General features: G+C 71.0%; 9 protein-coding genes. 4 read left to right on the top strand and 5 right to left on the bottom strand.

The genetic code is table 11. The annotated features are described in order from the left end of the window. Both A5700_RS17500 and hsaA read right to left on the bottom strand, forming a co-directional pair. On the bottom strand, positions 1-664 hold a 664-nt coding region (locus A5700_RS17500), incomplete at its 3' end, for an alpha/beta fold hydrolase (RefSeq protein ID WP_068204891.1). Beyond that, a complete protein-coding gene (gene hsaA, locus A5700_RS17495) occupies positions 661-1,845 on the bottom strand; it encodes a 3-hydroxy-9,10-secoandrosta-1,3,5(10)-triene-9,17-dione monooxygenase oxygenase subunit (RefSeq protein ID WP_068066252.1) in 1,185 nt (394 codons plus the stop codon). The genes A5700_RS17500 and hsaA, both read right to left, overlap by 4 nt. A gap of 157 nt (positions 1,846-2,002) precedes the next feature. On the opposite strand from hsaA, the gene A5700_RS17490 reads away from it, so the two are divergent. Then, positions 2,003-3,085, top strand: coding sequence for a ferredoxin--NADP reductase (locus A5700_RS17490; protein ID WP_068066249.1), 1,083 nt, complete (start codon positions 2,003-2,005; stop codon positions 3,083-3,085). A gap of 43 nt (positions 3,086-3,128) precedes the next feature. Continuing rightward, positions 3,129-3,671: a hypothetical protein gene (locus A5700_RS17485; RefSeq protein ID WP_068204889.1), complete on the top strand. Its 543-nt coding sequence runs from the start codon at positions 3,129-3,131 to the stop codon at positions 3,669-3,671. 45 nt (positions 3,672-3,716) lie between these two features. Here the strand turns inward: A5700_RS17485 and A5700_RS17480 are convergent, their stop codons facing one another. Then, entirely contained in the window at positions 3,717-4,598 is an 882-nt protein-coding gene (locus A5700_RS17480) for an SDR family oxidoreductase (protein WP_068066243.1), read from the bottom strand. A gap of 85 nt (positions 4,599-4,683) precedes the next feature. Between A5700_RS17480 and A5700_RS17475 the strand changes: the two genes are divergently transcribed. After that, positions 4,684-5,256, top strand: a complete 573-nt coding sequence (locus tag A5700_RS17475) for a TetR/AcrR family transcriptional regulator (RefSeq protein ID WP_068066240.1) — start codon at positions 4,684-4,686, stop codon at positions 5,254-5,256. Here the strand turns inward: A5700_RS17475 and A5700_RS17470 are convergent. Next, positions 5,253-7,388 (bottom strand): acyl-CoA dehydrogenase, encoded by a 2,136-nt coding sequence (locus tag A5700_RS17470; RefSeq protein ID WP_068204887.1) that lies wholly within the window; start codon positions 7,386-7,388, stop codon positions 5,253-5,255. The two genes, A5700_RS17475 and A5700_RS17470, sit on opposite strands and share 4 nt — an antisense overlap. Before the next feature lie 283 nt (positions 7,389-7,671). On the opposite strand from A5700_RS17470, the gene kstR reads away from it, so the two are divergent. After that, the gene (gene kstR, locus A5700_RS17465; protein ID WP_068066264.1) at positions 7,672-8,271 is read left to right on the top strand and encodes a cholesterol catabolism transcriptional regulator KstR; all 600 of its coding nucleotides are present in this window, start codon (positions 7,672-7,674) and stop codon (positions 8,269-8,271) included. A gap of 4 nt (positions 8,272-8,275) precedes the next feature. On the opposite strand, the gene A5700_RS17460 is transcribed toward kstR, so the two are convergent. Further along, positions 8,276-9,355, bottom strand: coding sequence for a LacI family DNA-binding transcriptional regulator (locus A5700_RS17460; protein ID WP_068066234.1), 1,080 nt, complete (start codon positions 9,353-9,355; stop codon positions 8,276-8,278). Positions 9,356-9,496: the final 141 nt, after the last annotated feature.

Genomic DNA, 9,496 nt, shown 5'->3' with positions numbered 1-9,496 from the left:
TGCCGAGCTCGAAATCGGCCCCCGCGAACGACATTCCCATCGCCCGGGTGGCCGTCAGCGATTCCGGCGTGCTGGCCAACGCGAACCGCTGGTCCACCAACTCGGGGGTGATCAGTTTTTGGTCGTAGACCATCACCCGCAGGAACGCCTCGAGGTTCTCCCGGGTGGGGTCGACCGAGAACTTGCCGAGCCGTTTGACACCCTCGGTCGGGTCGGGCGCGAACAGGTTGACGCTCAGGCCGCCAGGCCCCATCAGCACCAGGCGCCCGGCGCGATCCGGGTAGTCCAGGGCGAACCGCACCGCGGTGCCCCCGCCCAGCGAATTGCCCACCAGCGGAACGCGTTTCAGCCCCAGCTGATCGAACAGCCCGTGCAGGGCGCGCGCCGCGTAGTGGTTGAACTGGCCGTGCTCGGCGCGCTTGTCGGAGTGGCCGTAGCCGGGCTGGTCGACGGCCAGCACGTGGAATCGCTGGGCCAGCACCGGGATGTTGCGCGAGAAGTTCGTCCAGCTCGCCGCGCCGGGGCCGCCGCCGTGCAGCAACACCACCGTCTGCTCGTTGCCGACACCCGCCTCGTGGTAGTGCAGCTTCAGCGGGCCGTCGACGTCGACCTCGGCGAACCGCGAGGTCGACTCGAACGTCAGTTCCTCGGTCGTCGCGGTCATACCATGGTGTCGCCGGGCGGCAACCCGAACTCGTTGTTGCCGAAGATCTGGTAGGCCCGCTCTGGGTCGTTGGCCGCGTGCACCCGGCCGGCGTGCGCGTCGCGCCAGAACCGTTGCACCGGTTGGTCGTTGCCCAGGGCCGTGGCCCCGGACGCCTCGAACAGGCGGTCGATCGACGCGATGGCGCGCCCGGTGGCGCGCACCTGGTCGCGGCGCGCGCGGGTGCGCAGGTCGAACGGGACCTCCTGGCCGGCGGACAGCAGCGCGTACTCGTCGGCGACGTTGCCGGAGAGCTGGCGCCACGCGGCGTCGATGTCGCTGGCCGCCTCGGCGATGCGGACCTTGGCGAACGGGTCGTCCTTGGCCTTCTCGCCGGCGAACGCCGCACGCACCCGCTTGCCCTGATGCTCGACGTGCGCGGCGTACGCGCCGTAGGCCATCCCCACGATCGGGGCCGAGATGGTGGTGGGATGCATTGTGCCCCAAGGCATTTTGTAGACCGGGGCGGTGTTGGTCTGGTAGCCGCCGGCGGTGCCGTCGTTCATCGCCTTGTAGGACAGGAACCGGTGGCGCGGCACGAAGACGTCCTTGACGACGACGGTGTTGCTGCCGGTTCCCTTGAGGCCGACCACGTGCCAGACGTCGTCGATGCGGTACTCGCTGCGCGGGATCAGGAAACTGCCGAAGTCGACGGGCCGGCCGTCCTTGATCACCGGGCCGCCCAGGAAAGCCCACGTCGCGTGGTCACAGCCCGAGGACCAGTTCCACGCGCCGTTGACCAGGTAGCCGCCGTCGGTCACCACGCCCGCGCCCATCGGGGCGTACGACGACGAGACCCGGGTCGCCGGGTCCTCGCCCCACACCTCCTCCTGCGCCTGCTGGTCGAACAGGGCCAGGTGCCAGTTGTGCACGCCGATGATCGAGCTCACCCAGCCGGTGGAGCCGCAGGCGCTGGCGATGCGGCGCACCGCCTCGTAGAACAGCGTCGGGTCGCACTGCAACCCGCCCCACTGCTCGGGCTGCAAGAGGGTGAAGAAGCCGACGTCTTGGAGGTCTTGAACGGTCTCGTCCGGCAACCGGCGCAGGTCCTCGGTCGCCTGGGCGCGCTCCCGGATCCGCGGCAGCAGATCGTCGATGCCGGCCAGAACCGACCGCGCGTCGCGCTGTTGAATGGTCGTCACTTAAGTTTGCCTCCTGGCCAGACTTACACAGTGGACTTAACACCTGAGACTAGAACACGTTCCGATTCGTGTCGAGCAGGGTAATCCTGCGGCTGGTAGCGATACGAATCCGCTTTTCTGTAACATGTTCTAGTTACGACGAGAGGGAGGGCGGGCCTTGACCGAGGCGATCCCCGATGAGCCGCTCGGTGACCACGTCCTCGAGCTGCAGATCGCCGAGGTCATCGCCGAGACCGACGACGCGAGGTCGCTGGTGTTCGCGGTGCCCGCCGAGCCGGGTGACCCCGCCATCCCGCCCGAGCGGCTGCGCTACGCGCCCGGCCAGTTCCTGACGCTGCGCATTCCCAGCGACCGCACCGGGTCGGTGGCGCGGTGCTACTCGCTGTGCAGTTCGCCCTTTACCGACGACGCCCTGACCGTCACCGTCAAGCGCACCGCCGACGGGTACGCGTCGAACTGGTTGTGCGACAACGCGCAGCCGGGCATGCGGATCCACGTGCTGGCACCGTCGGGCACGTTCACGCCCCGCTCGCTCGACGGCGACTTCCTGCTGATGGCCGCCGGCAGCGGGATCACCCCGGTCATGTCGATCGCCAAGTCGGCGCTCACCGAGGGCGCCGGCCAGGTGACGGTGCTCTACGCCAATCGCGACGAGCGCTCCGTGATCTTCGCCGAGGCGCTGCGCGAGCTGGCCGCCAAGCACCCCGACCGTCTCACCGTGCTGCACTGGCTGGAATCGGTGCAGGGGCTGCCGAGCGTGGCCGCGCTGGCCCGCCTGGTGGCCCCCTACACCGACCGGCCCGTCTACATCTGCGGGCCCGGGCCCTTCATGGACGCGGCCAAGGAGGCGCTCGGCATGCTGAAAGTGCCTGCGCCGCAGATCCATATCGAGGTCTTCAAGTCCCTGGAGTCGGACCCGTTCGCCGCGGTCACCATCGAGGACACCGGCCAGGGCGACGAGCCGCCCGCCACCGTGGTGGTGGAACTGGACGGCGAGACGCACACCGTGTCCTGGCCGCGCAACGCCAAGCTGCTCGACGTGTTGCTGGCCAAGGGCCTGGACGCGCCGTTCTCCTGCCGCGAGGGGCACTGCGGCGCGTGCGCCTGCACCCTGCGCAGCGGCAAGGTGAGCATGGAGGTCAACGACGTGCTCGAGCAGGAGGACCTCGACGACGGCCTGGTGCTGGCCTGCCAATGCCACCCGGAGACCGATTCGGTAGAAGTGACCTACGACGACTGATCGCGGGTTAGATTCACCCTGGCATTCGGGAAGGGGCGCGCCGATGATGCGGCAGATGATGCGGTTCGCGGTCGTCGCGGCGATCCCGGTGTTGCTGCCCGCCGGGCCGGCGCCGGCCGCGCAGGCGGCCAGCAACACGGCGTCGACGCTGTTTCCCCTGGACGGGCCCAATCAGCTGGAGACGACGGCGGTCCTGAACTGCTTCAAGGGCGACGGACACTGCGATTTCGTCGCGGGCGCGCACATGCAGACCCCCGACGGGATCACCGGGTTCCCGCCGGGCCTGTGGGCCCGGCAGAGCACCGAGATCCGCTCGTCGAATCGGCTGGCCTACCTGGACGCGCACGCCACCGGCCAATACGAGCGGGTGATGAAGTCGATGGGATCCGACGAGATCACCACGGTCTATTTCGGCGAGGGCCCGCCGGAGAAGTACCAGACCACCGGGCGCATCGACTCCACCGACTGGCAGACCGGTCAGCCCAAGACCGACAACAACGTCATCGTCTGCACCCACATCCAGGTGGTCTACCCGGGCGTCAACATCACCTCGCCCAGCACCTGCGCACAGACGACGTTCTCCTGAGCGCCTGACGCCGACCGGCGGCCGCAGCGCGCCCGGGACCGCGTGTCAGTCGGGGTAGACGCCGGCCGACAGGTCCTCGAGCAGGCTCGGACCGGTGGGTTTCCAGGCGAACCGTTGCTGGGTCAGCGCGCTGGATGCCGGCTGGTCGACTGCGAAGATCGCGCCGAGCGGCCCGAAGTCCTCGGCGGCGGCGGACGCGACGGGCACGCCGAGCCGGCGGCCGATCGCCTCGGCAATCGCGCGCATCGGGTCGCCCTGGTCGCCCACCGCGTGCAGCACCGAACCGGGCGGGGCCTGTTCCAGGGCGAGCCGGAACAACGCCGCCGCGTCGTCGCGATGCACGGCGGGCCAGCGTTGCGAGCCGTCGCCGACGTAGGCCGAGACGCCGGTGCGACGCGCGGCCTGGATCAGGATGCCGGCGAAGCCATAGCGTCCGCCGGCATCGTGCACCGACCGCGGCAGCCGCACGACGGCGGACCGGACGCCGCGCCCGGCTAGGTCGACGACGGCCCGCCCGGTGCGTCCGCGGCCCGCCGTGGGCCCCTCGGTGACGAACGGGTCGTCCTCGGTGCTCACCCGCCCGGCAATCGCCGGGGTGCCGTTGGCGAGGACGAGCGGCTTGTCGGTGCCGGCCAGCGCGTCGCCGATCGCGGCGACGGCACGGGCCTCGTCACCGATGGCGTCGCCGAAGGAGGCGAAGTCGTGCGAGAACGCCAGGTACGCAACGCCGTCGCTGTCCGTGGCCGCCTTCTGGAGGGTCTCCAGGTCGGTGACGTCGCCGCGCACGGCCTGCGCGCCGAGCCGTTCGATGACCGCGGCCGAGGCGTCCGATCGGGCCAGGCCCACGACATGGTGACCCGCGGAGAGCAATTGGGCGACGACCGCCGAGCCGATTCCTCCGCTGGCACCGGTGACGAATACGCGCATGAGGCACACCCTTCGAGTGACGAGACAATGGTCCCATCACCATACAGCGGTGATGGGACCATTGTCGCATCATTAGAGTGGAGCGATGGCCCGCTGGGAACCGGACGCGCGCGCACGCCTGGTCGCCGCGGCGCTGGACCTGTTCAACGAGCGGGGATACGACGAGACGACCGTCGCCGAGATCGCCGCCCGCGCGGGATTGACGAAAAGCACGTTCTTCCGGCACTTCCCCGACAAGCGTGACGTGCTGGCGGCCGGCCAGGACGCCATCGCGCGGCTGCTCCGCGAGGGCGTCGCCGCGGCGCCCGCCGGCGCGACACCGTTGGCCGCCGTGAGCTCCGGGCTGACCGCCGCCTCGGCGGCGTTCACCTCGTTCAACCGGGAGCTCGCGCCCCGCCTCAAGGCGGCGATCGCCGCCAGCGTCGAACTGCAGGAACGCAACGCGCTCAAGCAGATCGGGCTCGCCCGCGCGATGGCCGAGGCGCTCGGGGAGCGCGGCGTGCCCGAGCCGGCGGCGTCGCTGGCCGCCGAACTCGCCGCGCTCGCGTTCAAGTCGGCCTACGCGCGCTGGGCCGAACCCGGCGAGGACGGTGACCTGGGCGCGATGGCGTGCCAGGCGCTTCGTGAATTACACGCCGCGGCAGTCGATCTCGGCTAACGCGGCAGCCCGAGCAACCGCTCGGCGGCGACGGTGAGCAGGATCTGCTCGGTGCCCCCGGCGATCGTCAGGCAGCGGGTGTTGAGGAAGTCGAAGACAGCGTGGTTGTGCACCAGCCCGCCGCCCTCGGAGACGTCCATCATGAACTCGGCCAGCGCCTGCCGGTAGCGGACGCCGATGAGTTTGCGGACGCTGGACTGCGCCCCCGGGTCCTGCCCGCCCACGGCGAGCTGGGCGATCCGCTGGTCCAACAGGGCGCCGGTCTGCGCGGTGATGATCAGCCGGCCCAGCCGGTCCTGCTGGGCGGTGTCCACGTCGAGCTTGGCCAGCACCGCGAGCAGCTCCTCCATCGGGTTACCGAGCGCGGTGCCGGTGGCCATCGCGACGCGCTCGTTGGCCAGCGTCGTGCGGGCCAGCCGCCAGCCGTCGTTGACCCCGCCGACCACCAGCTCGTCGGGGATGAACACGTTGTCCAGAAACACCTCGTTGAACAGCGAGTCGCCGGTGATCTCGCGCAGTGGGCGGATCTCGATGCCGGGCGAGCTCATCTGAACGAGGAAGTAGGTGATGCCCTTGTGCTTCGGCGCGTCGGGATCCGTGCGGGCCAGGCAAACGCCCCACCGCGCCTTATGCGCGGACGACGTCCAGACCTTCTGCCCGGACAGCAGCCAACCCCCGTCGGTCCGGACCGCCTTGGTGCGCAGCGACGCCAGGTCCGAGCCGGCACCCGGCTCGGAAAACAGCTGGCACCAAAGGAATTCGCCGCGAATGGTGCCGGGCACGAAGCGCTCGACCTGCTCGGGCGTGCCGTGCTCGAGGATGGTCGGGACGGCCCACCAGCCGATCACCAGGTCCGGGCGCGCCACACCGGCCGCCGCCAGTTCCTGGTCGATCAGCAGCTGCTCGGCCGGCGACGCGCCCCGCCCGTACGGCGCGGGCCAGTGCGGCGCCTGCAGGCCGGCCTCGGCGAGCGCCGCCTGCCGCTGGTCCTCGGGCAGCTCGGCGACCCGGGCGACGGCGGCGGCGATCTCGTCGCGCTGGTCCTCGACGTCGGCGAGGTCGATGCCCAGGCGGCGGCGCACCCCGGCCTGGGTCAGGGCGGTGATGCGGCGCAGCCAGCGCTCGGCGCCCCCCAGGAAACGGCCGTTGGCGTGCGCGCGGCGCAGGTACAGATGCGCGTCGTGCTCCCAGGTGCAGCCGATGCCGCCGAGCACCTGGATGCAGTCCTTGACGTTGGCCTTGGCGGCCGCGATGCCGGTGCCGGCGGCCAGGGCCGCCGCGATGGCGAACTGGGAGTCGTCGGCGTCGGCCGCGGCGCGGGCCGCGGCGGCGGCGACTACCTCGGCTTGCTCTGCGCGGCACAGCATTTCGGCGCAGATGTGCTTGACGGCCTGGAAGCTGCCGATCGGCTTGCCGAACTGCTCGCGCACCTTGGCGTAGTCGACGGCCGTCTCCAGCGCCCACCGGGTGACCCCCGCCGCCTCGGCCGCCAGCAGCGTCGCGGCGAGTTCCTCGACGCGTTCGGCACGCTGGGCCACCGCGACGGCGGGCGCCGCGGTCAGCACCACCCGGGCCAGCGGCCGGGAGAAGTCCGTCGCCTGCAGCGGCTCGACGCGCACGCCCTCGGCCTCGCTGTCGACCAGCAGCCAGGTGCCGCCGGCCGGCAACAGCAGCAGCGCCCCGGCGGCGGCGCCCAGCACCAGCGGCCAGGTGCCCGACGCCTGACCGGCGTCGGGGTCGAACTGCGCGTCACCCTCCAGGGCCAGCCCGGCGAACCGCTCCCCCGCGACCAGCGCTTCCAGCGGCGCCGGCTGCGTGCCCGTCTCGGCGAGCACCAGGGCGGCCAGCGCGGTGGTCGCCACCGGACCGGGCACCAACGCCTTGGCCGACTCCTCGACCATGGCACACAAGTCCTCGACGCTGCCGCCCGCGCCGCCCGCGTCCTCCGCGACGGCCACGCCGAAGATGCCCAGGTCGGCCAGCCGGGTGAAGACCGGCCGCCACGCGTCGGCGTCGCCCTGCTCGACGGCGCGGACCGCCGCCGTGCCGCCCGGCCCCGCCGTCGAATTGCGGGCCCAGTCGCGCACCAGAGCCCGCGCGGCGAACTGCTCGTCGGTGACGGTCGCTACCACGTGTTGAGCCTTCCGGGTCGTCAATATCACTGGTCGAAGCGCGGTGCTGCCGCACTAGAACGTGTTCTAATAGTGCCAGTGATCGACCGTCAAGTCGAACGCCATTACAGCAGCGCACGCGGTTGCCCCGACGGGGACGGAGGTGGGAAATTCACACCCAGAATGCGTATCGTTTGCAAACGAGCCGCCCGGAACAGGAGCAACCCGTCACATGCCAGCCAGTGCCAACTCGAGAGCCGGTTCGAGCCGCGCGTCTGACTCGCAACCGCGCGAGGTCGTGAACGTGGCGGTCCTGGCGGAGTCCGAGCTGGGTTCGGAGGCGCAGCGGGAACGCCGCAAGCGCATCCTGGACGCCACCATGGCCATCGCGTCCAAGGGCGGCTACGAGGCCGTGCAGATGCGGGCGGTGGCGGACCGCGCCGACGTGGCGGTCGGCACGCTGTACCGCTATTTCCCCTCGAAGGTGCACCTGCTGGTGTCCGCGTTGGGGCGGGAGTTCAGCCGCATCGACGCCAAGACCGACCGCTCGGCGATGACCGGCGGCACGCCGTTCCAGCGGCTCAACTTCATGGTCGGCAAACTCAACCGCGCGATGCAGCGCAATCCGCTGCTGACCGAGGCGATGACGCGCGCCTACGTGTTCGCCGACGCGTCGGCGGCCAGCGAGGTCGACCAGGTCGAGAAGCTGATCGACTCGATGTTCGCCCGGGCGATGGCCGACGGCGAGCCGACCGAGGACCAGTACCACATCGCGCGGGTGATCTCGGACGTGTGGCTGTCCAACCTGCTGGCCTGGCTCACCCGCCGGGCCTCGGCCACCGATGTCAGCAAGCGGCTGGACCTGGCGGTGCGGCTGCTGATCGGCGACACCGAATCGGCCTAGCGCGTCACGCGGGCGGCCCCGCGGTGCGCCCGCGGATCAGCTCGGTGTCCAGCAGCTTGACCGCAGGCAGGTTGGACCGCGGGGGCTTGAGCAGCAGCTCGCCCGCGCGCCGCCCCTTCTCCAGGCTCGACTGCGCGACGGTCGTGAGGCCGCGGTTGAGCGCCTCGGGAACGCCGTCGAAACCGGTGACGGTCATCTGACCGGGCACGTAAATGCCGTGTGCGCGCAGGTAATCCATCGCCGACAGCGCGAGGATGTCGGCCGTGCACATCAGCGCGGTGATCCGGGGGTTGGCCTCCAGCGCCGCCTTGGCGGCCGCCCCGCCCGACTCGGGCAGGTGCTCGTAGCTCTCGACGACGGTCAGCGACCGGGGGTCGACGCCCGCGGCGCGCATCGCCTCCCACACGCCGACGATCCGCTCGCGTTGCACGTCGAAGGCCGGCGAGCGCAGCCGGTCGTCGTCCACCACGCCCTGCCTGCGGTCGCGGCCCAGCCGCATGGTCAGCAGACCGATCTCCCGATGCCCGAGGCCCAGCACGTAGTCGGCGACCTCGCGCATCGCGGCCCGGTCGTCGATGCCCACCCGCGACACCCCGGCCAGCCCCTTCGGCTGGTCGACGACGACGACGGGCAGCCGGCGCTGCAACACCACCTGCAGGTAGGGGTCCTCGTCGCACACCGAATACACCACGAACCCGTCCACGCCGGCGCCGAGCACCGCGGCGGTGCCGTCCTTGAGGCTGCGGCTGGGGCCGACGGCCACCAGCAGCAGCCCCTGCCCCTGCGCCTCGCAGGACTGCGCGACGCCGGTGACGAAGTCGCGGGCCGCGGGGTCGCTGAAAAAGTAGGGCAGCGGCTCAGCCATCACCAACCCGACCGCGCCGGCCCTGCGGGTCCGCAGCGACCGCGCGACGGGGTCGGGGCCGGCGTAGCCCAACCGCTTCGCCGTCGCGAGCACCCGCTCCCGCAGGTCCGCCGAGAGCTGGTCGGGCCGATTGAAGGCATTCGAGATCGTCGTGCGGGAAACCTTGAGCTCGTCCGCCAGCGACGCCAGAGTCGCACGTCGGCGCGGGGTGGGGCTCACGACCGGTGACGCTACAGCGGATCGGGTGGCCCGCCTATCGGCTGGTCCGAGGCACTTTGTAATGGAAACGATTTTCATTAGTATATTGACCGGCTGCCCTGCCGGCCGCCGCTGATCCGCACGCGCGTACCGAGCTGACGG

The sequence above is a fragment of the Mycobacterium sp. E1214 genome (assembly GCF_001666755.1).
In the GTDB taxonomy this organism is placed as follows: Bacteria; Actinomycetota; Actinomycetes; order Mycobacteriales; family Mycobacteriaceae; genus Mycobacterium.
Note: the sequence above shows the minus strand (reverse complement) of the source record. Positions and strands in the feature narration are given on the sequence as shown.

What these genes read in the sequence shown, in the direction of transcription:
- A5700_RS17485 (WP_068204889.1), top strand. Translation starts at nt 3,129, where the DNA reads ATGATGCGGCAGATGATGCGGTTCGCGGTCGTCGCGGCGATCCCGGTG.
- A5700_RS17480 (WP_068066243.1), bottom strand. Translation starts at nt 4,598, where the DNA reads ATGCGCGTATTCGTCACCGGTGCCAGCGGAGGAATCGGCTCGGCGGTC.
- A5700_RS17475 (WP_068066240.1), top strand. Translation starts at nt 4,684, where the DNA reads ATGGCCCGCTGGGAACCGGACGCGCGCGCACGCCTGGTCGCCGCGGCG.